Here is a 22,140-nt window from a genome sequence, read left to right as displayed (position 1 = left end):
GTGAGCGCGCCCATCATCCTCCCGCGCCTAGGCGCCGCGCACCCTCACCGGAGGGCGGGCCGGTGAAGCGGGTCATGAACGCGCCCGACGCCTTTGTTGCCGAGGGCTTGGCCGGCTTCGTGCGCGCGCATGCCGGGCTGGTGATGTTCGGCGCGGACGGCAAGTTCATCCGTCGGCGCGACCTCGCCTCGGCCAAGGTGGCGTTGATCGCCGGCGGCGGGGCAGGGCATGAGCCGCTGCATGCCGGCTTCATCGGCCGGGGGATGCTCGACGCCGCCTGCACCGGACATGTCTTCACCTCGCCGACCCCGGACCAGATCGTCGCGGCGATGGACGCGACGGACACCGGCGCCGGCTGCCTTCTGGTGGTGAAGAACTATGACGGCGACGTGATGAATTTCGAGATGGCGGCGGAGATGGCGGCCGCCCGCCACGCCGTCGAGATGGTCGTGGTCGAGGACGACGCGGCGACCGGGCCGGCCGTGCGCAGCCGCGGGCGGCGGGGCGTGGCGGGCACGGTCATCGTCGAGAAGATCCTCGGCGCCGCCGCCGAAGAGGGCGCAAGCCTTCCGGCATTGAAGGCGCTCGGCGAGGATCTCAACACCCGCATCCGCTCCATGGGTGTCGCGCTGCGTGGTGTGACCGTGCCGAACAATGCGCGCGAGACTTTCTCGCTCGGCCCGGACGAGATGGAGATTGGCGTCGGCATCCATGGCGAGCCGGGGCTGGAGCGGATCGGCTTCGTCGCGGCCGACGAGATGATCCGCCTGCTCGGCGAGCGCGTGCTGGCCGAGCTTCCCGCTCATCTTGTCGCGAGCTCGTTGCGGCCGCTTCTGCTGGTCAATGGCTTTGGCGGCACGCCGCCGATCGAGCTCTATCTCGCGCAGGGCATCGCGCATCGCTTCTTCGAGGCCCGTGGCATCGCGCCGGCGCGCAGCCTTACCGGAACCTTCGTCACCTCGCTCGACATGGCGGGCTTCTCAATCACGCTCGCTCTGCTCGATGAGGCGCAGTTCGCGCTGTGGGGCGCCCCGGTGGCGACGGCCTGCTTTTCCTGGTGATGGCGCCGGCTCTCATTCGCCGCGCGGAAAGCGCTGCGATTCCTCAAGAATGTTCAGGTCCATGTGGTTGCGCATATAGCGCTCCGAGGCCTTTTGCAGCGGCTGGAAGTCCCAGGGGTAATAGGCCCCGTTGCGCAGCGCGGCGTAGACGACATGGCGGCGGGCCTGGCTCGCCCGCACGTCCGCGTCGAACCGGGCGAGATCCCAGCGCTCCCGCATCATCGCCTGCAGGGAGGTGAGGACACCCGCGCAGGCGGGATCGCTCGCGCGGTTGATCCGCTCCTGCGGGTCGTCGTTGAGATGGGTCAGGATCGGCGGGTCGAGGTCGCACAGGACGAGTTTCCACGGCCCGTCGCGCAGCGCCACGAGGGGTGCCTCGGAGCCCTCCGCGGCATATTCCATCGGCACAGGGGAGCGCGTTCCGCGTCCCTGAGCGAGCGGTACGAGGCTCTCGCCATCGGTCCATGGCAGCACGCTGGAGAGGTCGAGCCCGGCGAGTTCCGCCAGCGTCGGCAGCACGTCGAGCGTGGAGACCGGGTGGTCGACGCGGCCGGCCGGCAGGTCCGGCGCGGCGATCATCAGCGGCACGCGGGCCGACCCCTCGAAGAAGTTCATCTTGAACCACAGGCCACGCTCGCCAAGCATGTCGCCATGGTCGGAGACGAACACGACCACTGTGTCTTCGGCCATCCGGCAGGTGTCGAGAATGGCCAGCAACTCGCCGATCTTCTCGTCGATATAGGAGATGTTGGCGAAATAGGCGCGGCGGGAGCGCCGGACATCCTCCGCCGTCACATGGCTTGAGGCATGGTCGCTGGCGCGCATCAGCCGCTGTGAATGCGGGTCTTGCTGCTCGAACGGGATGGGCGGCACCACCGGGTCGAGGGCGGGGCAATCCTCGTAGAGATCCCAGAAGCGGCGGCGCGCGACATAGGGGTCATGCGGGTGGGTGAAGCTCACCGAGAGGCACCAGGGCCGCTTCTCCTGCCCGCGCGCCAGATCATAGAGTTTGCGGCCGGCGTGGTAGGCGACCTCGTCGTCATATTCGAGCTGGTTGGTGATCTCCGCCACGCCAGCTCCGGTGACCGAGCCGAGATTGTGATACCACCAGTCGATGCGCTCGCCCGGCCGCGTATAGTCCGGCGTCCAGCCGAAATCGGCGGGGTAGATGTCGGTCGTCAGCCGCTCCTCGAAGCCGTGAAGCTGGTCGGGTCCGACGAAATGCATCTTGCCGGACAGCGCGGTGTGATAGCCGGCGCGGCGCAGATGGTGGGCGAAAGTCGGGATATCCGAGCCGAACTCGGCGGCGTTGTCATAGACGCGGGTGCGGCTCGGCAATTGGCCGGACATGAAGGACGCCCGCGCCGGGGCGCAGAGCGGGCTCGCCGTGTAGCTGTTGGCGAAGCGGGCGGAACGGCCGGCCAGCGCGCGCAGATGCGGGGCGTGCAGGAAAGGGGCGGGGCCGTCGGGGAACAGCGTCCCGTTCAGCTGGTCGACCATCAGGATGAGAATATTGGGACGCGTCATCGCCGGCTCCGCCGTGGCAGGAAAGCGGGCGGACACGCCGGGGCGTGCCCGTCCGGGCAGGTCTGGTCGTGGGTGTTACAGGCCCAGTGCGGCCTTCACCGCGGGCAGGCCCGGCTTGCCGTCAAAAGTGGTGACGCCGGCCAGCCAGGGGCCGAGGATATCCGGCTGCGCCTTGAGCAGAGCCTTGGCGGCAGCGGTGGGCTCCAGCCCGTCATCGAGGATCTTGCCCATCATCGCGTTCTCGATGGCGAGGTCGAATTTGAGGTTCCTGAACAGGGTCGCGGCGTTGGGGCACTGCGCCGACCAGCCGGTGCGGGCGAGGGTGCGCACATCGGCGCCGCCAAAATTCGCGCCGAAATAGGCGTCGCCGCCGGACAGATAGGTGATGGCGAAGGTCTCGTTCATCGGGTGCGGGGCCCAGGCGAGGAAGACGATCCAGTCCTTGCCGTTCGAGGCCCGCTTCACCTGCGCCAGCATGGCCTGCTCGCCGGATTCAACGACCTTCCAGCCCTTCAGGCCGAAGTCGTTGGCATCGACCATCTTCTGGATGTTGGCATTGGCCGGGGCGCCCGGCTCGATGCCGTAGATCTGGCTGCCGAACTTGTCGGCATTGGCGGCGAGATCCTTGAAGTCCTTCACGCCGGCGTCCGACACATAGGTCGGCACGGCGAGGGTGAACTTGGCGCCGATCAGGTTGGTGCCTAGCACTTCCACCGCCTTCGCCTCGTTCAGCGCGTCGATGAATTTCTGCTGGGCCGGCATCCAGTTGCCGAGGAAGACATCGACATTGCCGTTCTTCATCGACTCATAGCCGATGGGTACGGACAGCGTCTTCACGTCCTGAGTGTAGCCGAGGCCGGCGAGCACCACGCCGGCGAGGGCGTTGGTCGAGGTGATGTCCGTCCAGCCGGGATCGGACATGCGGACGGTCTTGCAGCTGGGCGCATCGGCAGCCGAGGCGGCGCCGGCGGCGAAGAGGACAGAAAGGGCGCAGGCGGCCCTTGCAAAGCGATTCATCACGGAACCTCCAGAAAGGGTGAGACACACAATCGCAAGAGGCTGCCCGTCATCGGGTCTGTGGCCAGCTTGCCCCCACCGACATCAGACGGTTAAATGCTTAACGCTGTGAAGCGGTGCATTTTCAATGGCTGACCCAATATAGGCTTATGGCTGAACGCCTTCTCGATCTTGGCTGGGTGCGGATTTTCGAGGCGGTGGGACGGCGCGGCAGCCTGACCGCGGCGGCGAGCGAGCTCGGCCTGTCGCAGCCAGCGGTCAGCTACACCGTGCGGATGCTGGAGCAGCAGCTCGGCGCGGCGCTGCTGGAGCGTGGCCATCGCGGCAGCACCCTCACCGCGGCGGGCGACCGATTGCACCGCGCGGCCACGGCTGCTCTCGGCGAAATCGACGCGTCCGCCCGCGCCATTCGCCGGATGAACCGCCAGCCGGTGGTGCGGCTGTTCACCGATTATGGTTTCGCCTCGTTCTGGATGATGCCGCGCGTGGCGCAGTTCCGCCGGGTGCGACCGGATACCGAGGTGCACATCATCGCCTCAGCCGCCGCCGATCCCGGCACCGACGAGGCCGAGGATGTCGCGGTGCTGTTCGGCACGCGGGCGGACTTCGGCGCCGGCGCGACGCAGCTTGTCGAGGAGCGGGTCTATCCCGTGTGCAGCCCGGGTTTTGCCGCGCGGCATGGCCTTTTGGCGCAAGGGGTTGCGGCCGATGACGCGACCAATGATCCCCGGCGCCTTGCCAGGTTGCCGCTGCTGCACCTCGACAGCACGCCGCGTCCGCGCTGGTTCGGCTGGCACGACTGGTTCGCGGCGATGCGCGTGCCGCGCGAGCCGGTGCCAGGCGATCTCAGCCTCAACACCTATGGCCTCGTCGTGCAGGCCGCCATGGCTGACCAGGGCGTCGCGCTCGGCTGGGAGGGGCTGATCGACGGGGCGATTGCCGACGGCACGCTGGTCGCCGTCGGCCCACCCATTGCGCGGCCGGAGAGCGGCTACTGGCTGCGGCCGGGGCGGGAGCCCTCGGCGGCGGCGTGGGATCTGATCAACTGGATCATCGCGCAGCCGCGCTGGGGCATTTAGCGTGTGCTGATAAGGGGTTGGTAGTGGTGGGGCTGGCGCATGAGGACGAGATCCTTGCGGCGCACCACATTGGTCGGGTAGCGGCTGTCGAGATTGGTAGTGTCCACCGTCGCCACGGCGACGCCGGTTCCCTCGGCGATGATGGCCTCGCGGCGGGGGAACTCGAAGGTGTCCGGGCCGAACACGCCACTCTTTCCCTCATAGCCCCGCGCGGGGTCGAGCGCATTGGCGAAGGCGAAGAAAACGTTGTTTTCTCCGGCCCTTGCGCGGAAATGGTGCCAGTGGTGCGGGTCGGCGCCGGTGGGGATCGGGTAGCTCTGCGCGACCTTTGAGCCGGCATGGGCGCCGGTGAACGGGCCGCGGATCGCGGCCGGGCAGGCGATGAGGTCGCAGCCGCGCAAAGCCAGCACGCGGCCGGCTTCCGGGAAGCTGGCGTCGTGGCCGATGAGGAGTCCAATCCGTCCAATCTGTGTATCGAGAACGCTCCAGTCGTCGCCCGCGCTCGCCCAGTTGCCGTCGGCCGCATCGAGGTGGAGTTTGCGGTGTGTGCCGATCAGTCCCTCGGGTCCGAGCAGCAGGGCGCTGTTGTAGAGCTGCCCGCCCGCCTCCTCGGCGAGACCGACGACGAGATAGATGCCGAGCCGGCTCGCCAGCGTCTGCAGCCGGGCGGTGGCGGGGCCGTTTACGGGCTGGGCGTTGGGCAGGTCGAAGCCGGTGAGCGCCCGCTCGGGGAACACGACCATCTCGGCCCCCTCGCTCCGGCGCGCCTCGCTGGCCAGCGCCTCGATCTGGGCGAGGTTCGCCGCGATGTCGGCGGACGGGGTGAACTGCGCCACCGCGACGCGCGACTGGCGGCCGGGGGGCAGGGGGCGGTGGCCGTAGAGGCCGAAGAAGTCGAGCGGGTTCCAGGCATAGGTGCTGGTCGGCAGCTCCATATAGAGCTCTGGCCGGCGCTGCTCGAACACCGGCTCGCCGAACATCTGGCGGGCGCGGGCGCGCTCCAGGTCGATCTCGGCCAGCGCCACGCCGTCCCCGCCGTCGATCACCGCCGCGAGCGTGCCGTCCGGCTCGATGACGCAGCTGCCGCCGGAGAACTGCACGCCGCGCTCCAGCCCCCAGCGATTGCTCTCGATGAGGTAGCAGCCATTCTCCACCGCCCGGCTGATCCAGTAGGGCGCAGGCGTGCGCTCGGCGAGCCAATTGGAGATGTGGCAGATGATGTCGGCGCCGCCCAGCGCGACGAGGCGGGCGGTTTCGACGAAATGGATGTCCATGCAGATCAGCAGGGCGATACGGCCGATGGGCGTGTCGAACACCTGATGGCCGAGATCGCCCGGCGCCGACCATTTCGGCTCGGAGATGTAGGGATGCGTCTTGCGGTGGGTGCCGACGACGCCCTCCGGTCCGATCAGCACCGCCGAATTGTAATAGAGCCCGGTCGCCGCATCGACTTCGGGCATGCCGATGACGATGTAGCAATCCTGCTGCTGGGCCAGCGCCGCGAAGCGTTCTGTGGTCGGACCGGGAATGGTCTCGATGAAGGGTGCCACCTCAGCACGGTCGAACCAGCAATAGCCGGTGGTGCCCATTTCCGGCGTCACGATGAGTTTGGCGCCCGCGTCGGCGGCCTCTGCGACGAGATCGAGCAGCCGCGTGATGTTGCGCTCCTTCTCGAACAGAGTCGGCTCGAACTGGACGGTGGCGACCTTCAGCGGGAGGGTCATCGCGGGACTCCGGGCAAAGGGGAGGTGTCCGGCGTCCCGCTGGTGCGGAACGCCGTTAGGAGACGAACGGAAGGGTGGGATGCGTCGTCACACCCGGCCCTACGGCCGGATATGACGGTTGGCCGGCGCTCAGGGCGTCAGGTACGACTTCAGGATCGAGGCGCCCATCGTGTATTTCGGGTCGACCATGTTGCCGAGCCGCACGCGCCCGCACTGGGTCAGCAGCATATAGGCTTCCACCTCGTCGAAGCCGTAATCCGACGCCATCCAGCGGATGAGGTCGCGATAGGCCATGCGGGTGGCGTCTTCCATCGGGCGGGTGGAGCCGATGGACATGATGAAGTCCTCGGTCTCGAGGCGCGGCGTGTGGATGGTCCAGCCCTTGATAAGGTCGATCTGGATGGTGGTGACGGTGGGGTGCTCCAGCGCCACGCCGCACAGCTCGCCATCGCCCTGCGTGGCGTGGCAGTCGCCGAGATAGAGCAGGCCGCCCTTGATGTTGACCGGCAGGTAGATCACCGCGCCGATGCCGACATCCGGCAGGTCCATGTTGCCGCCATAATAGTCCGGCTGCAGCGAGGTGATGGCCTCGATCTCCGGCGAGGTGCCGATGGTGCCGATGAAGGGCACATAGGGCAGGGTGATCTTGTCGCTCCACTTCGTGCCGGTCTCGGCATCGACATGCAGCTTCTTCACCTTGATCGGCAGCGGCGCGTTGAGCATCGCCGTGTCCTTGGTCGGCACGAGGCCGCCGAATTCCGGCATGATCAGCGTGGTGCCGCGGGGCTGCTCGCCGCGCGGGACGATGTTCTTGATGTAGACCGCGAGCGTGTCGCCCTTCTCCGCGCCATTGACGTAGATCGGGCCGTTCTGCGGGTTCAGATAGGGAAAGTTGAGGATCTCGAGCGGGTTGTCGGTCTCGTTCTTGATCGCCCCCTCGAAGGCGTCATGCGTCTCGGCCGAGACGACCGCGCCGGGGTCGACTTTGAGCACCGGGTCGACATAGGGGCCGTAGACGTAATGATACTTGCCCTGCACCTCTTCGGTGATGGCGTGGGTGGACCCCGCCTGGCCCTTGGCGAGGCCCTTGCGTGCCATGATGGACGTCTCTAGCCAGGACATTGCTTTCTCCTTTTGGCTGTCTCGGTTCGGCGGGGGCGTCAGACCGCCAGATGACGACGCATGGCCTCGCCATCGGCCAGGGCCTCGCGATCAAGCTCGGCGACGATGCGACCCTTGTCCATCACGTAGCAACGCTGCGCCATGGCGCGGATCATGTCGATGTTCTGCTCCACCAGCATGATGGTGACGCCGGTGGCGCGGTTGAGCTCCACCATGATGCGGGCGATGTCCTGCACGATGTTGGGCTGGATGCCCTCGGACGGCTCGTCGAGCAGGATGAGGGCGGGATCGGCGATGAGCACGCGGCCAATGGCGAGCTGCTGCTGCTGGCCGCCCGACATGGTGCCGGCGCGCTGGGCCCAGCGTTCGCGCAGGATGGGGAAATAGTCGAGAACACGCTCGCGGTCCGCCGCTGTCACGCCCGCCTTGAGCATGGCACCGACCGCGATGTTCTCGGCCACGCTGAGGCGCGGGAACACGTCGCGGCCCTGCGGTACATAGCCGACGCCGAGCCGGGCGCGCTTGTGGGCGGGAAGGTGCTCGACCGCCTCGCCGCGATAGACGATGGAGCCATCCATCGCCGGAACGAGGCCGATGAGGCTCTTCATCAGCGTCGACTTGCCGACGCCGTTGCGCCCGATCACCGCGACGATCTCGCCCTCTCGCACGGTGAGATCGAGACCTTGCAGCACCGGCTTGCCGCCATAGCCGGCGCGCAGGCCGAGGGTGGAGAGCAGCACTTCCTTACGCATGGGCGGCCTCCGGCGCATGACCGAGATAGATGGCGGCGACCCGCTCGTCGGCGACGATGGCGTCGATCGACCCTTGAGCGAACACCTGGCCGAGATGCAGCACCGTGACCTTGTGGGCGACCTGGCGGACGAAGGCCATGTCGTGCTCGACCGCCAGCACCGTCATGCCCTCGCGGTTGAGACGCTGGATCATCTCGCCGGTGGCGAAGGTCTCCTCCGGCGACATGCCGGCGGTCGGCTCGTCCAGCAGCAGCAGGCGCGGCTTGAGGCTGATCGCCATGCCGATCTCCAGCCACTGCTTCTGGCCATGGCTGAGATTGCCGGCGAGCTGGTTCGCTTCCGCCGTCAGCTTGAGGAAGTCGAGCAGCCGGTCGATCTCGCCATGGAGCGCGGCGGGCGCGTAGTGGTGCTGCATGGCGATCTCGAGATTCTGCCGCACGCTCAAGGCCTTGAAGATGCCGGGCACCTGGAACTTCACGCTCATCCCGCGGCGGATGCGCTGATAGGATTTCAGCGCCGTGATGTCCTCGCCCGCGAACAGGATCTGCCCGCTGCTCGGCAGGTGCTCGCCGAGGATGAGGCGGAAGAGGGTGCTCTTGCCGGCGCCGTTCGGGCCGATGAGGCAATGGATTTCACCCGGCTCCAGCGCCAGATTGACGTTGTTGGTGACGTGCAGGCCGCCGAAATGCTTGTTCAGCGCGCGCGCTTCGATGAGGGCCATCAGACGCCTCCCCGCTTCGAGGTCAGCCGGCCGATGAAGGCGCCAGCGGAAAGAATGAGCCCGCGCGGGGCGAGCAGCACGGTGAGCACCAGGAGTATGCCCATCACCACCAGCGCGTACTGGCTGCCATGGATGGTGAGGGCCTGAAAGGCGGAGAGCACCACCAGCGTGCCGATCAGCGTCGCCGTGATGTCCGAGCGCCCGCCGACCGCGACCCAGACGATGGGCAAAGCGGCGGCCGTCATCCCCATGCTGGAGGGCGTGATGTATTGGCCCCAGCTCGTGTAGAGCACGCCCGACAGCCCCGCCAGCGCCGCGCCGATGACAAAGGCGCCGAGCTGGTACTTGCGGATGTCGTAGCCGAGCATCTCGGCCCGCTCGGGGTTCTCGCGGATCGCGACCAGCACATTGCCGAAGCGCGAGTTCACGAGGATGCGCAGGCCGAGATAGACCAACACGAGCAGGCCCAGCACGACGTAATAGAGCTGCACGTCGGGGAACAGCACGATATCGCCGCCGGGCCAGGGAAGGGTGAGCGGGGGCATGTTGCTCATGCCGTTGAAGCCGTTCAGCCGGGCGCTGCCGATCTTCCACTCCGGGCCGGCGGTCTGCGCCATGAAGCGTTCCAGCACCAGCGTCACCGACAGGGTGACGATGCCGAGGAAGACGCCGGAGATGCGCCCGAAATAGAGGAAATAGCCGAGCAGCACCGCGAACAAGGCGGCGAGGGCGATGGCGAGCACCAGCGCCACCAGCGTGAAGCCATAGGCGGCGCCGAAATTGATGGTGAGGATGCCGTAGCTGTAGCCGGCAATGCCGAAGAAGGCGGTCTGGCCGAAGGACAGCGCGCCGCCATAGCCCCAGATCAGGCTGAGGCCGAGCGCCATGAAGACCCAGGTGAAGAAGTAGACGGTGTTGCCGACCGTGTAACCGTCGCTGAACAGCGGGTAGCCGCAGGCCGCGATAAGGACGACGAGGAAGCCGGCCCAGAACCAGGGGCCGCGGCCCATGGTCTGCGGGCCTTCCAGCCGGGCGAAGAAACGGGCGAGAGCGTTCATGGGTATGGGTTCCGTGGGCTCAGGCGCGTTCGCGCAGCAGGAAGCCGGAAATGCCCTTGGGCAAGACGCGGATGACGACGATGACGGCGACCAGCAGGCCGATCTGGCCGAAGAGCTGGCCATAGAGCGAGGTCATGGTGGCCTTCACCACAGCGAGCACGGCGGCGGCCGGCGCGGTGCCGAGGAAGACGTCGGCGCCGCCCACCACGACGGTCACGAAGGCTTCCATGATGAAGGTCGTGCCCATGGTCGGCACCAGCGTCATGGTCGGGGCATAGAGCCCGCCCGTCAGCCCGGCGAGGCCCGCGCCGAGGGCGAAGGTGAGGCTGTAGACCCGGCGCGTATCCACGCCCAGCGCCGCCGCCATGTGCGGCACCTGGATGGTGGCGCGGGCCATGACGCCAAAGCGCGTCCAGTTGAACAGCGCGTAGAGCCCGGCCAGCACCACCAGCGCCATCACGAACAGCACCAGCCGGTAGACCGAGTAGGAATAGGCGCCCATCTGGAAGCTGCCGAAGGGCGTGCCGACGCCCGCCATGGTCGAGCCGAGCAGGATCAGCGTGCCCTGCGTGGCGATGAGGCTGAGGCCCCAGGTCGCGACGATGGTGTCCAGCGGGCGGGAATAGAGGTGGCGGATGACCAGCATCTCCACCAGCGCGCCCACCATCCCCGCGACCAGCGCGCCGCAGAGAATGGCGAGCGGCAGCGGCAGGCCGGCATGGGCGGCGGAGACGGTGACATAGGCCCCGCACATGATGAATTCGCCATGGGCGAGGTTGATGACGCCCATCATGCCGAAGATCACGGCGAGCCCGCAGGCGGACAGCACCAGAAAGGCGAAGGCGTCGCCGAACTGGTAGAGGGCGGAAAAGGCAAGGGTTCCGAGATCCATGGGCGGGGAGGGCCTTCGGTCCGACGGTGCCAGGAGGGCAGCGGGAAAGGGAGATGTGCCCCGGCGCGGAAGGGGGACGCGCCGGGGCGAGGAGCGGGCGCCGCCGAAGGGGGATGCGGCGTCCGCGAAGGCTCAGCCCGCGATCAGGGCTTCGGCGGCGGGTTGGACGGGGTGTACTGCGCGCTCGGGTCGCTCTTGGTCAGGTCGCAGCCGGCCTCGCCCAGCCAATAGGGCTTGATGTCCTCCCAGACCTTCGGGAAGGAGATCGAGTGATCGGCACCCACCTTGGCGAGGTAGATGGTGTGCGACATGTGCTGGCTCTTGGGGTCGAGGCAGACCTTGCCTTCCGGCGCGTCCATGCAGACATCGCCCTTGGCGATCTCCTTGCGCAGGTCGTCGCGCTTGGTGGACTTTGCCCGCTCGACCATCTGCTTGTAGAGATAGACCGCCAGATAGGAGTTCTCGGCCTCCTGGTTCACATAGGGCTCGTCGGGGAACTTGGCCTTGAACTTGGCGAAGAACGCCTTGGAGGCCGGGGTGTCGATTTCCTCGATGTAGTTGGTGGTGACGTACATGTCCTTGAGCGATGGCGGCTTGAACCGCTTGTGCTCATAGCCCTGGCCGACATTGACCGAGGAGGCCATCGGCAGGTTCACATTGGCGGAGGCCGCCTGCTCGTAATAGGAGGCCTGCGCGGTGCCGACCAGCAGCGTCACCACGAAGTCGGGCTTGGCCTTCTGGATGTTCTGGATGTTCTGCGAGAACTGCGAGACGCCGAGCGGGATGAAATCCTCGCCGACCATTTCGCCGCCATGCTCCTTGACGATCTTGCGCACCCATTCGGCGGAGATCTGGCCGAAATTATAGTCGGCGGCGAGCGTGTAGACCTTCTTGCCGTACTTCTCCATCATCCACGGGATGAGGGTGGAGAACTGCTGCTCGGGCACCGCGCCGGTGACGATCATGTTGGCGTCGCAGACGCCGCCTTCATACTGGTTGTTGTAGAAGGCGAGGCCGTCAAACTGGTTGACGATGGGCCGGTAGGCCTCGCGCGAGGCGGAGGAGAAGCCGGCGAACACCACGTCCACCTTGTCGCGCTGGAGCACGCGGCGCATGAACTCCTGATAGCGCGTATTGTCGGACTGGGTGTCGTAGATCACCAGCTCAAGCGGGCGCCCATCGATGCCGCCGGCCTTGTTGATCTCCTCCGCCGCCAGCTGGATGGCGTGCACCTTGCCGATGGTCGCCGCGGCGAAATCGCCGGACTGGTCTTCCAGCACGCCAAGCTTGATGGGATCAGCCGCGAAGGCCGCCCCGGCGCCGAGCACAAGCGTCCCCGAGAGGGCCGCGGCACGCAGCCCCCGCATCAGTCGTCCAGACATGTGGTCTTCTCCTCTGAAGGTTTATTTCCGGTCGGCGTGCCGCAAGGGCATGTCTCCTGCCGGTGCCGACCGGACGGGCGTTGGCGCCCTTGTGGCGAGAAAGGCCTCGCAATGCTCTTCAAGGCTTCGGCGCAGGCGCATGCTGTCGCGCCGGAGCCGGTCATAGGCGGCATCGTCGTCGATGCCGGCATCGGCCATCAGGGCGACAATCGCCTTGACGACCGAGCGCCGCCCGCGACGGCGGCGCTCCATGTCCTCCAGCCGCGCATTCATGTCGGTGCGCAGCAGGAACTGGTTGATCCCGAGAAACAGCGCCGTGTAAACGGCCGCGCCATGCACCGGCTTGCGCAGGAAGGCCGTGGCCCCGAGATTGATGAGGTTCTTCAGGCGGCTGGGCGCCTCGACGCCGACAAGGCCGATCACCGGCACCTGGGGCAGGCGCGCGGTCTCGCCCGGCTCGCCGGCAATGACGATGTCGAGATCGCCATCCAGAAACAGAATGTCGCGCTCCGGGTTGAGCCCGGCAACATCGATTTCCACGCGCGGCTCGCTGACGGCGCGAAACTCCGCGCCCACGCCGAGCTTGGCGAGCGTCATTTCCAGCGCCTCGACCGCGCTGCGATTGGCCGTCGCGATGACGGCCCGGCCACCATTGAAATTCTGAAGCAGGCGAGGAGACATCACCTTACCACTCTCAGATTGGGACTACGGGGCGCCATGGCGTAGCGGGGCGAGGACTGGATGAGATACGGATCGGGCCGCACCGGGGCGGGCTCCTCCACGATCACATCGAAGCGGGCTTGCGGCGTGGACCGGCCGATGCGCGGCGTCAGCCAGGCGTGCAGGGTCTGCGGGTCGATCCACACATCGCCCTGCGGCGCGTTCAGCCGCTGGCGCGTCACCGCCTGCTTCACCGCCGTCACCTCGTCCGTCCCGGCATCGGCCAGCGCCCGGGCGAGCAGCTTGACGGCGATGTAGGAGGCCTCCGCATCCGCCGAGGTGGAGGGCCCCTGCGGGAAGGCGGCGCGGTAGTCGCGGGTGAAGGCGGCGTTGGCCGTGTTTGCCAGCGACGAGAAATAGACGCTGGAGGAGAGGTGGCCATCGACCGCGCCGGCGCCGATCTCCTCCAGCTCCGGCTCGGAGAGGGTGCAGGAGGCAATCGGGATCTGCCGGGCCTGGTCGATGCCGCGGGCGGCGCAGGCGGCACGGAACAGGCGGAAGAAGGCGTAGGCACTCGTGCCGATGAGGTTGTTGAAGACGAAATCCGGCTTGGCTTCCAGAATGGCGTCCACCAGCTTCTCGAAGCTCGTATCGCCGATGGCGGCATAGCGTTCGGCCAGAACCTGCCCGCCGCGCGCGGTCATGGCCTCGCGGAAGATGCGGGTGTTCTCCCACGCCCAGATGTAGTTCGAGCCGACGCAGAAGGCGCGCGGGCCGACATGGCCGAGCATGTAGTCCACGAGCGGCAGCACGTGCTGGTTCGGGGAGGCGCCCGTGTAGATGACGTTGCTCGAACTCTCGAAACCCTCATAGTGCGAGGGATACCAGAGCAGCGCGTCATGCTTCTCGAAGCAGGGGATGACTTCCTTGCGGCTCGAGGAGGTGTAGCAGCCGACGACATGGCGGATGCCGGAGGCGGTGAGTTCCTGGCTGAGCTCGGCATAGCGGGCGAGATCGCCGCCGGGGTTCACCACCACCGGCTCGAGGGTCACGTTTTCCGCCGCCGCGGCTTCCCGGAAGGCCAGCAGGGCGCCGTTCAGCATCGAGCGGGCCACCACGCTGTAGGGCCCGGTCGTGGAGAACATGACGCCGACGCGGTAGTGCTGACTGGCCATTCCCGTTCCAAACACAAAAAAGCCCGTCGGCAGGTCTGCCGCGGGCGTCGTTGCCACCAGCCTGATGCGCATCGTGATGCACATTCGCTGGAAATGTCACTAATGGGTTGGCGCTTTCATGAGCAGCCTCGCTCAGCGCCGTAAAAATAGGCTCGCGCGAAAACCGGGCTGTGTCAAGCGGCCCCTGCGCTTTTCATGCGGTAACCTTTGGGGGCGGCGCGCGGCGGAGGAAAAAACCCAGTCCGCTCAATCGATTGCGATGAGGTGGCGCACGACCGGCTTGCCGGCGTCGCGGTGGAAGGCGTGAATCGCCGCCTGCACATCGGCATCCGCATGGGACACGCGATGATGCTGGCGGAGGTGCTCGGCCCAGGATTCGACCATGAACCATTCGGTGACGAGGGTCGGATCCGCCGCATCCTCCATCACGCCCCAGGAGTAGGCGCCGTCGCGGCGGCGGGCGTCGGCGAGGCGCCGGAGCGAGGTGAGGAAGGTGGAACGGTCTTCAGAATCAATGCGATACTCGATCTGGACGAGCACCGGGCCACGGTCGCCGGGCACCGGTTCGGCGAGGATCGGCTCGGGCCAGTGGTTGGACGGCGCGAGGTCCGCCTCGCCTTTGGGCAGGCCGATGCGGTGGACGATCAGGCCAGTGAGGGTAAGTCCCGCCGCCGAAACCAGCAGCGTGCCGGCGAGCCCGAGCTCCTGCGCGATGAAACCCCAGCCGAGGCTGCCGCCGGCCATCGCGCCATTGAACACGGTGAGGTAGACGGCGAGCGCGCGCCCTCGCACCCAGTTGGGCAGGATCGCCTGCGCGGTCGCGTTGAGCGTCGTTAGCGCCACGATCCAGGCGGCGCCCATCACCATCAGGATGACCAGCGCCAGCGCCTTGGGCGGGCCGGCCGCCAGCGCGGCGGAGGCGCCGGCCGTGGCGATGGCGGCGGCGAGCATCAGCCCGTCCGCGCTCAGCCGGTCGCGCAGGCGCGGCAGCAGCAGCGCGCCGATGATGGCGCCGACGCCGACCGAGCCGAGCAGGATGCCGTAGAACGCCGCGTCGCCCTGGAGGATCTCCCGCGTCACCAGCGGCAGCAGCGCCCAGACCGCGCTGGCGAAGGCGAAGAACACCGCCGCACGCAAGAGCACGACATGCAGCTCGCGACTGGAGCGGGCATAGCGCAGCCCGGCGCGGAAGGCGCCGCCGAAACGTTCGCTCAGCTCATCCTGCGTGGCCGCCGGGCGCTTCCACCACAGCAGCGCCGAGACGACGATGAAATAGCTCGCGACATCCGCGCCATAGGTCACGGCCGCGCCGAAGGCGGCGAGCAGCAGGCCGCCCACCGCCGGGCCGATGGAGCGGGCGATGTTGATGCCGAGCGAGTTGAGCGCCACCGCGCTCTTGAGTTCGCCGCGTGGCACCAGTTCGGGCACTATCGACTGCCAGGTCGGCCCCATCAGCGCCGCGCCGATGCCGCCGACGAAGGTGAGCATGATGAGGGCGGACACGGTGACGAGCCCGGAGGCCGAGAGCACCATCAAGGTCGCGCTCACCGCGCCGAGCAGGATCTGGATGAAGATCAGGAATTTGCGGCGGTCGAGAATATCCGACAGCACGCCCGCCGGGATCGCCAGCAGGAATATCGGCAGCATGCCGGCGGCCTGCACGGCGGCGACGGCGGTCGGCGATGCCGAGAGGTCGGTGACCAGCCAGGCGCTCGCCACGTCGCGCATGAAGGTGCCGGTATTGCCGAGCACGGTCGCCGCCCAGAGCACGGCGAAGACAGGCCGGCGCAGCGGGGCGAAGCTGCCGGGGGAGGGCGCGGTGGCGTGGGGCGGCTGGCCCGTCTCTGGCTCGCTCATGTCGGTTCCTTTGCGGTTCACACGGCCCAGCAGGCGCAGCCGAGCGCGCCCCAGAAGCTGCCCGCATCCGAAGCCGGCACGCTGCTGCCCCATGCCGCCGCATGATTGTGGCCATGCACGCCGCAGTCATTGGCGCAGCCGCACAGCCGTGCGAACCGGCTACCCGGCTTGCTGGCCTCTGCTCGCTGCTGGTAGCCGCCAAAGGTCCGCACCGGCGACCAATCGGGCATGGCCGGCGGCAGGTCGGGGGCGAGATCGGCGAAATCCCCATCGCCATGGACCGGCCGGCCGCCGAGCAGGGTCAGCGCTGCCGTGATGTCGATGATCTCGTCCTCCGGCACGGTGAAGTAATCGGCGTTGAGCACGACGAGGTCGGCGAGCTGGCCCGGCGCGATCTGCCCCTTTTTGCCCGGCTCGTTGGAGAACCAGGTGTTCGCCTCCGTCCACAGCCGCAACGCGGTTTCACGGTCGAGGCGGTTCGACGCGGGATAAAGCGCGAGCCCGCCCAGCGTGCGGCCCGTCACCAGCCAGGACAGCGACACCCATGGGTTGTAGGAGGCGACGCGCGTGGCGTCGGTGCCGGCGCCCACCGGGACACCCATATCGAGCATGCGGCGGATCGGCGGGGTACGCTCGGCGGCCTTATGACCATAGCGCTCGGTGAAATACTCGCCCTGAAACGCCATGCGGTGCTGCACGGCGATGCCGCCGCCAAGCGCGGCGATGCGCTCGATATTGCAGTCGGTAATGGTCTCGGCGTGGTCGAAGAACCAGTGAATGCCGTCGAGCGGGATGTCGCGATTGACCGTTTCGAACACGTCGAGCGCGCGGGAGATGGTCTCGTTATAGGTGGCGTGAAGGCGCCACGGCCAGCGGTTCTCGGCCAGCAGCCGGATGACCGGTTCGAGATCGCCTTCCATGGAGGGCGGCATGTCCGGCCGCTCGACGCGAAAATCCTCGAAATCGGCGGCGGAGTAGACCAGCATCTCGCCGGCGCCATTGGCGCGGTAGAGGTCATCGCCCTGGCCGGGCGTGACCTCTTTCGACCAGCGGGTGAAGTCCGCCAGTTCCTCTTTCGGCTTCTGCGTGAACAGGTTGTAGGCGATGCGCACGGTGAGGTCGCCCTCGCGGTGCAGATCCTCGATGATCGCGTAATCGTCCGGGTAGTTCTGGAAGCCGCCGCCGGCGTCGATCACGCCGGTGACGCCCAACCGGTTTACCTCGCGCATGAAGTGGCGGGTGGAGTTCTTCTGGTAGTCCGGCGGCAGCTTCGGGCCCTTGGCCAGCGTGGAATAGAGGATGGTGGCGTTGGGCTGGGCGAGCAGCAGGCCGGTCGGGTTGCCGCGCGCGTCGCGCACGATCTCGCCACCCGGCGGGTTCGGCGTGTCCTTGGTGTAGCCGACCACGCGCAGCGCGGCAGCGTTCAGCAAGGCGCGGTCATAGAGGTGGAGGATGAACACCGGCGTATCCGGCGCGACCGCGTTGATCTCCTCGATGGTCGGCAGGCGCTTTTCGGCGAACTGATGCTCGGTGAAGCCGCCGACCACGCGCACCCATTGCGGGGCCGGGGTGTTGTCGACCTGCCGCTTCAGCATCTCCATGGCGTGGGCGAGCGAGCGCACGCCGTCCCAGCGCAGCTCCATATTGTAGTTCAGCCCGCCGCGGATGATGTGCATGTGGCTGTCGATCAGGCCGGGAATGACGCGCCGCCCGCCGGCATCAATGGTCTGCGTCGCCGGGCCGGCGAGTGCCATCACCTCCACCCTGCTGCCGGCGCGCAGCACCTTGCCGTCCTTCACCGCCACGGCTTCGGCTTGCGGGTTCGAACGGTCGAGTGTCGTCACCCGGGCGTTGATGAGCACGAGGTCGGCAGTGAGGGGCACGTTCATGGGCGGCGTCTCCGCATGGGTGGGGGGCGGCAGGCCGGCGGCGAGGGCGCCGGCGATGAAGGTGCGGCGGCTGGGCGTTCCGGCCATGGGAGGTCAGCTCCGGGGTGCGGCATCGTCGGCGGCGTCCGTCGTGCGGCCGGGCAGGCGCCCGAGCACATGGTTCGAGCAATCGGCGAGGCCGATGGCCGCCTTCAGCCCGTCGCCCTTCCACAGATGGCGCGCCACCGGCACGATCTGCTCGCCGATGAGGATGCCGAGCAGCCCGATGAGCGCTACGACCGGCGGGGCCGGCGAGCGCACATTCATGAGGCTGTAGACGATGCCGACAAGCACCCCGGCGGCGAGGGAGGCGAGATAGAGCTTCATCGGCGGATGTCCGGGTGCCGGAAAGAAAGGAGCCGGCGCGAGACCCGCGCCGGCAGGTGCCCGGAGGATCAGTGGCCCTCGGAAGCGCCGAACATGGTCTTGGCGTAGATGATGCCGAGACCGTAGGCGCCGCCATATTTCTTGGCGATGCCGGTGGTCAGCTCATAGGTCTCGGTGCGGGCCCAGTCGCGCTGGAGTTCGAGCAGATATTGCAGCGAGGTCATCGGCCGCACGCCGGCATGGATCATCCGCTCCATGGCGCGCTCATGCGCCTCGTCAGAGACGTCGCCGCAGGCATCGGCGATGACATAGACCTCGAAGCCCTGATGCAACGCCGAGAGCGCCGGGCCGACGATGCAGACGCTGGTCCACAGGCCGGCGAGCACGATGCGGCCCTTGCCGATGCGGTTCACCTCGTCGATGACGGCGGCGTCTTCCCAGGTGTTCATCGAGGTACGGTCGAACAGCTTCTGGCCGGGGAAAGCCTCGGTGATCTCGCTGAACATCGGGCCGGAGAAGCTCTTCTCGGCGACCGTGGTGAGGATGGTCGGCACCTTGAAGCCGGCGGCGGCGTGCGAGATCAGCGCCGCATTGTTGCGCAGGGTCACGGCGTCGATCGACTTGGTGGCGAAGGACATCTGCGACTGGAAGTCGATCATCACCAGCACATGATTGGTCGCGTCGATCAGCGCCTTGCCGGGGGTGGGCGTTGCGGTGGGCATGGGGCTCGTCCTCGGATCCTCGTGGCGACGCCAGACCGTAGAAGTCGAGACGCGGTGGCAACAATTGTCCGGGGGAGGGGGGAGCCTAGCGCCTGAGGATAGGCCGGCCGCACGCTCTCAGCTCATGCAGGAGGTGAGCAGGGCGAGCAGGCGCTCGGGCTCCAGCGGCTTCGGCAGATAGCCAAGCGCGCCATATTGCAGGGCGCGCGCCTCGGTCGGCGCGTCCGGCGAGCCGACCATCACGATGACGGGCACCGGCAGGCCCCGCCCGCGCAGCGTGTGCAAGAGGCCGAGCGCGGTCATGCCGGGCAGCCGCATCTCGCTGAGAATGGCGCGGATCTCCGCGATCCACGGGCAGGCGAGCAGATCGGCGGGGGTGGCGAAGGTGCAGGTGGCAAAGCCCAGCGCGTCGACGAGATCGGCAATGGCCGCCCGATGCGCCGGGCTGGTGTCGAGGACGGCGACGAGATCGCGCTGCCTGTCGCTGCCGGGCCTCGTCTGCGCCATCTGCCTCGCGGCTCCCCGCGGCGGACGACATTCCGCCGGTGAGCAGCATCAGGCGCGTGAAGGCGCGCCGCAACTATACGCCGGGGTAGCCGTCTACGCCTTGGCGGTATCGCGCCCGCCATCCTCGGCCAGCCGGTCGGCGATGCGCACCAGCTCGATCAGCGAGCGGGCCTTGAGCTTCTGCATGATCTGCGCACGATGGACCTTCACCGTCACCTCGCTGAGATTGAGGCCGAAGGCGATCTGCTTGTTCATCTGCCCGCTCGCGACGAGCGGCAGGATTTCCCGCTCGCGCGGGGTCATGGCGCTGTAGCGGCGGCGCAGATCCGCCAGCGTGGCGTCCTTGTCGCGGCGGGCGCGGTCGAGCTCGATGCCCTGATGCACGGCGTCGAGCAGATCCTGGTCGCGGAACGGCTTCATCAGGAACTCGATGGCGCCGGCCTTCATCGCCGCGACCGACATCGGCACGTCGCCATGGCCGGTGATGAAGATCACCGGCGTCGCGATCTGCCGGCGGCGCAGCTCGCGCTGGAATTCCAGCCCGCTGGAACCGCGCAGGCGCACATCGAGCACCAGACAGCTCGGCCGCTCGGGCTTCTCGGCGTCCAGAAAGGCCTGCGGGGACTGGAAGGTCGCCACCTCATAGCCTTCCGACGCCAGAAGGCTTTCGAGGGAGGCGAGCACGTAGCGGTCGTCATCCACCACATAGACCATCGACCGGGTCATTCCCCGACCTCCTATGCGTTGTCATGTGCCGGCAGGATGGCCGATGGCAGCGAGAATTGAAAGACGGCGCCTGTCGATCCGCCCGGCGGCGTGGGTGTCGCCCACAGCCGGCCGCCATGCGCCTCGACCACGGCGCGGCAGAACATCAGCCCCATGCCCATGCCCCCCGGCTTGGTGGAGACGAAGGGGTCGAACAGGGTCTGAGCCACCTCGGGCGCGATGCCCGGCCCATTGTCCTCGACGCTGACCAGAACCTCGTCCGGGTCGCGGTGGCAGGTGCGGACCACGACCTGGCGCGGCCATGTCCCGCTGCCGCGCAGCGCGTCCATGGCGTTCTCGATCAGGTTGCGCAACACCTGGCCGAGCTGCACCGCATTGCCGATGACCGGCGGCAGGTCGTCGGCGAGGACGGCGCGGATCTCGATGAACTCATGCGTCGATTCCGAGCGGGCGGCCTCCACCGCGGCGGTGACGAGGGCGTTGAGGTCAAGCTCGGTACGCTCCTGCAGCTCCTTGGTGAACATGGAGCGGATGCCGGTGACGATGCTGCTGGCGCGGTGGCCGTCCTCGACGATGTGGCGCAGCGCCGCCTCCGCCCGGTCGAGGCGCGGTTCGCTCTTCACCAGCCAGCGCAGCCCGGCATTGGCGTTGGTGATCATGCTGGTGAGCGGCTGGTTGATCTCATGGGCGATGGAGGCCGACAGCGCCTCCATGGCGGTGAGCCGGCTGCGCCGCAGGCGCCGCTCGGCGGCAATGGTGCGCGCCAGCCGGCCATAGACCTGCGTGCTCTCCACCAGCAGCACCAGCAGCACGATGGAGGCGGCGAGCAGCCCGTAGAGCCGCCCGGCCCACCAGCCGACGCCGAGGCGCACGCCCCCGCCGAGGAAAGAGATCAGCAGCAGCTCGACCGCCAGCGAGAACATCACCAGCGCCACCCAGATATCGAGCTGGCTCTGGCGGCGGGCGAGCAGCAGGGCGATGACGAGCAGATAGAGGCTGAGGGCGGCGATCGGCACGATCTGCCAGAGGGTCGCGACGTTGCGGCTATCCCGCATGAAGAGCGGCAGTGCCTCGCTCCCCGAGATGATTGCCGCCAGCAATAGCGCGGCGCCGCCGAGGACGAGGGTCAGGCTGAGGGCGATGTGGTGGCCGGTGGCGGTGCTGGCCCGCGTCGCGCGTGGGGCCAGCGCGTAGGCGAGCACGAACAGCGGAAAACCGATCCGGCGCAGCGCGGCGATGGCGGCCGTGGTCTGCAGGCCCATGTCGATGCCGTAGGCCGTGAACACGCCGGGAAAGGAGATGGCCCAGGCCGGCACCAGCAGGGCCGAGAACAGATAGCCCGAGGCGAGACAGAGCAGCGCCGGCGAACGGCGCAGGCTGTAGAGCGCGAAGAGCAGCGCGGCGGTGATGAGTTCGAGCAGCAGGATCGCCGCCGCATAGGCGGGCAGCAGCATCTCCGTGTGATAGGTCGGCAGCCGCGCAAACGGCATGGTCAGGGCGAAGCTGGCGACAATCAGCAGCGACAGCGCCACCGCCACGCCGATCCAGGTGCCGTTTGCCGGCGAGGTGACGAGCGGCGACTGCACCGCCGCGCCGAGCGCGCTCTCATCCTTGTTCGGCACCGGGCCCCCGTCCTATCCGCCGCGCCCGGCAGCGATAAGGGCGCGGCTGCCAGCCTAACATGTCACCGCCAGCGGCGGTTCCCCCTAAAGAGGCGGGAAACGCGCCATGTTCGCGGCCCACCTTATACCAGATTGACCAAACCAATATCACATTGGTTCAGCTTAGGCGGCCCGTTATCAGGCGCAGTTCTCATGAGAAGGGCAGTTTTGCGCCGAAACGGTTGACTCCAAATTCAACCAATATATAACCAAATAAAAATCGGTATGGTTCGATCCAGCCG

Annotated in this window: 20 protein-coding genes; 2 read left to right on the top strand and 18 right to left on the bottom strand. The window is 67.6% G+C overall.

The features are described from left to right. The first annotated feature begins 62 nt into the window (after positions 1-62). On the top strand, positions 63-1,061 hold the full coding sequence (locus AncyloWKF20_RS10350; RefSeq protein WP_279317758.1) for a dihydroxyacetone kinase subunit DhaK: 999 nt from the start codon (positions 63-65) through the stop codon (positions 1,059-1,061). Positions 1,062-1,073: 12 nt separating this feature from the next. On the opposite strand, the gene betC is transcribed toward AncyloWKF20_RS10350, so the two are convergent. Then, positions 1,074-2,588, bottom strand: a complete 1,515-nt coding sequence (betC, locus tag AncyloWKF20_RS10345; protein WP_279317757.1) for a choline-sulfatase — start codon at positions 2,586-2,588, stop codon at positions 1,074-1,076. Positions 2,589-2,663: 75 nt separating this feature from the next. After that, positions 2,664-3,605 carry a choline ABC transporter substrate-binding protein gene (gene choX / locus AncyloWKF20_RS10340; RefSeq protein WP_279317756.1) on the bottom strand — a complete coding sequence of 314 codons (942 nt, stop codon included), beginning with the start codon at positions 3,603-3,605 and terminating at the stop codon, positions 2,664-2,666. 149 nt (positions 3,606-3,754) lie between these two features. Between choX and AncyloWKF20_RS10335 the strand changes: the two genes are divergently transcribed. Beyond that, positions 3,755-4,684 (top strand): LysR family transcriptional regulator, encoded by a 930-nt coding sequence (locus AncyloWKF20_RS10335; protein WP_279317755.1) that lies wholly within the window; start codon positions 3,755-3,757, stop codon positions 4,682-4,684. Here AncyloWKF20_RS10335 and AncyloWKF20_RS10330 read toward each other — a convergent pair. From AncyloWKF20_RS10330 to AncyloWKF20_RS10255, 16 genes are all read right to left on the bottom strand, one after another. Further along, a complete protein-coding gene (locus AncyloWKF20_RS10330) occupies positions 4,681-6,408 on the bottom strand; it encodes a nitrilase-related carbon-nitrogen hydrolase (protein ID WP_279317754.1) in 1,728 nt (575 codons plus the stop codon). The genes AncyloWKF20_RS10335 and AncyloWKF20_RS10330 overlap by 4 nt on opposite strands. A 129-nt stretch (positions 6,409-6,537) precedes the next feature. Then, positions 6,538-7,530, bottom strand: coding sequence for an acetamidase/formamidase family protein (locus AncyloWKF20_RS10325; RefSeq protein WP_279317753.1), 993 nt, complete (start codon positions 7,528-7,530; stop codon positions 6,538-6,540). A 38-nt stretch (positions 7,531-7,568) separates the two neighbouring features. Next, positions 7,569-8,282 (bottom strand): ABC transporter ATP-binding protein, encoded by a 714-nt coding sequence (locus tag AncyloWKF20_RS10320; RefSeq protein ID WP_279317752.1) that lies wholly within the window; start codon positions 8,280-8,282, stop codon positions 7,569-7,571. Further along, positions 8,275-9,003 (bottom strand): ABC transporter ATP-binding protein, encoded by a 729-nt coding sequence (locus AncyloWKF20_RS10315; protein ID WP_279317751.1) that lies wholly within the window; start codon positions 9,001-9,003, stop codon positions 8,275-8,277. Before AncyloWKF20_RS10315 ends, AncyloWKF20_RS10320 begins: the two co-directional genes overlap by 8 nt. Beyond that, on the bottom strand, positions 9,003-10,061 hold the full coding sequence (locus tag AncyloWKF20_RS10310; protein ID WP_279317750.1) for a branched-chain amino acid ABC transporter permease: 1,059 nt from the start codon (positions 10,059-10,061) through the stop codon (positions 9,003-9,005). Before AncyloWKF20_RS10310 ends, AncyloWKF20_RS10315 begins: the two co-directional genes overlap by 1 nt. Positions 10,062-10,080: 19 nt before the next feature. Then, positions 10,081-10,953, bottom strand: coding sequence for a branched-chain amino acid ABC transporter permease (locus tag AncyloWKF20_RS10305; RefSeq protein ID WP_279317749.1), 873 nt, complete (start codon positions 10,951-10,953; stop codon positions 10,081-10,083). Between the two features lie 143 nt (positions 10,954-11,096). Further along, positions 11,097-12,335: an urea ABC transporter substrate-binding protein gene (locus AncyloWKF20_RS10300; protein WP_279317748.1), complete on the bottom strand. Its 1,239-nt coding sequence runs from the start codon at positions 12,333-12,335 to the stop codon at positions 11,097-11,099. A 21-nt stretch (positions 12,336-12,356) separates the two neighbouring features. Then, entirely contained in the window at positions 12,357-13,016 is a 660-nt protein-coding gene (locus AncyloWKF20_RS10295; protein WP_279317747.1) for an ANTAR domain-containing protein, read from the bottom strand. After that, on the bottom strand, positions 13,016-14,170 hold the full coding sequence (locus AncyloWKF20_RS10290) for a transporter substrate-binding domain-containing protein (protein WP_279317746.1): 1,155 nt from the start codon (positions 14,168-14,170) through the stop codon (positions 13,016-13,018). Before AncyloWKF20_RS10290 ends, AncyloWKF20_RS10295 begins: the two co-directional genes overlap by 1 nt. A 246-nt stretch (positions 14,171-14,416) precedes the next feature. Continuing rightward, entirely contained in the window at positions 14,417-16,027 is a 1,611-nt protein-coding gene (locus tag AncyloWKF20_RS10285; protein WP_279317745.1) for an MFS transporter, read from the bottom strand. Positions 16,028-16,044: 17 nt separating this feature from the next. Next, positions 16,045-17,916: an amidohydrolase gene (locus AncyloWKF20_RS10280; RefSeq protein ID WP_279317934.1), complete on the bottom strand. Its 1,872-nt coding sequence runs from the start codon at positions 17,914-17,916 to the stop codon at positions 16,045-16,047. Between the two features lie 93 nt (positions 17,917-18,009). Continuing rightward, positions 18,010-18,282, bottom strand: coding sequence for a XapX domain-containing protein (locus AncyloWKF20_RS10275; RefSeq protein ID WP_279317744.1), 273 nt, complete (start codon positions 18,280-18,282; stop codon positions 18,010-18,012). Between the two features lie 68 nt (positions 18,283-18,350). Then, the gene (locus tag AncyloWKF20_RS10270; RefSeq protein ID WP_267585503.1) at positions 18,351-19,004 is read right to left on the bottom strand and encodes a hydrolase; all 654 of its coding nucleotides are present in this window, start codon (positions 19,002-19,004) and stop codon (positions 18,351-18,353) included. A gap of 117 nt (positions 19,005-19,121) precedes the next feature. Then, positions 19,122-19,511 carry a response regulator gene (locus AncyloWKF20_RS10265; protein WP_279317743.1) on the bottom strand — a complete coding sequence of 130 codons (390 nt, stop codon included), beginning with the start codon at positions 19,509-19,511 and terminating at the stop codon, positions 19,122-19,124. Between the two features lie 93 nt (positions 19,512-19,604). Beyond that, positions 19,605-20,237, bottom strand: coding sequence for a response regulator transcription factor (locus AncyloWKF20_RS10260; RefSeq protein WP_279317742.1), 633 nt, complete (start codon positions 20,235-20,237; stop codon positions 19,605-19,607). A gap of 11 nt (positions 20,238-20,248) precedes the next feature. Continuing rightward, the gene (locus tag AncyloWKF20_RS10255) at positions 20,249-21,859 is read right to left on the bottom strand and encodes an ATP-binding protein (RefSeq protein WP_279317741.1); all 1,611 of its coding nucleotides are present in this window, start codon (positions 21,857-21,859) and stop codon (positions 20,249-20,251) included. Between the last annotated feature and the right edge of the window lie 281 nt (positions 21,860-22,140).

Source organism: Ancylobacter sp. WKF20 (genome assembly GCF_029760895.1).
Lineage (GTDB): Bacteria > Pseudomonadota > Alphaproteobacteria > Rhizobiales > Xanthobacteraceae > Ancylobacter.
Note: the sequence above shows the minus strand (reverse complement) of the source record. Positions and strands in the feature narration are given on the sequence as shown.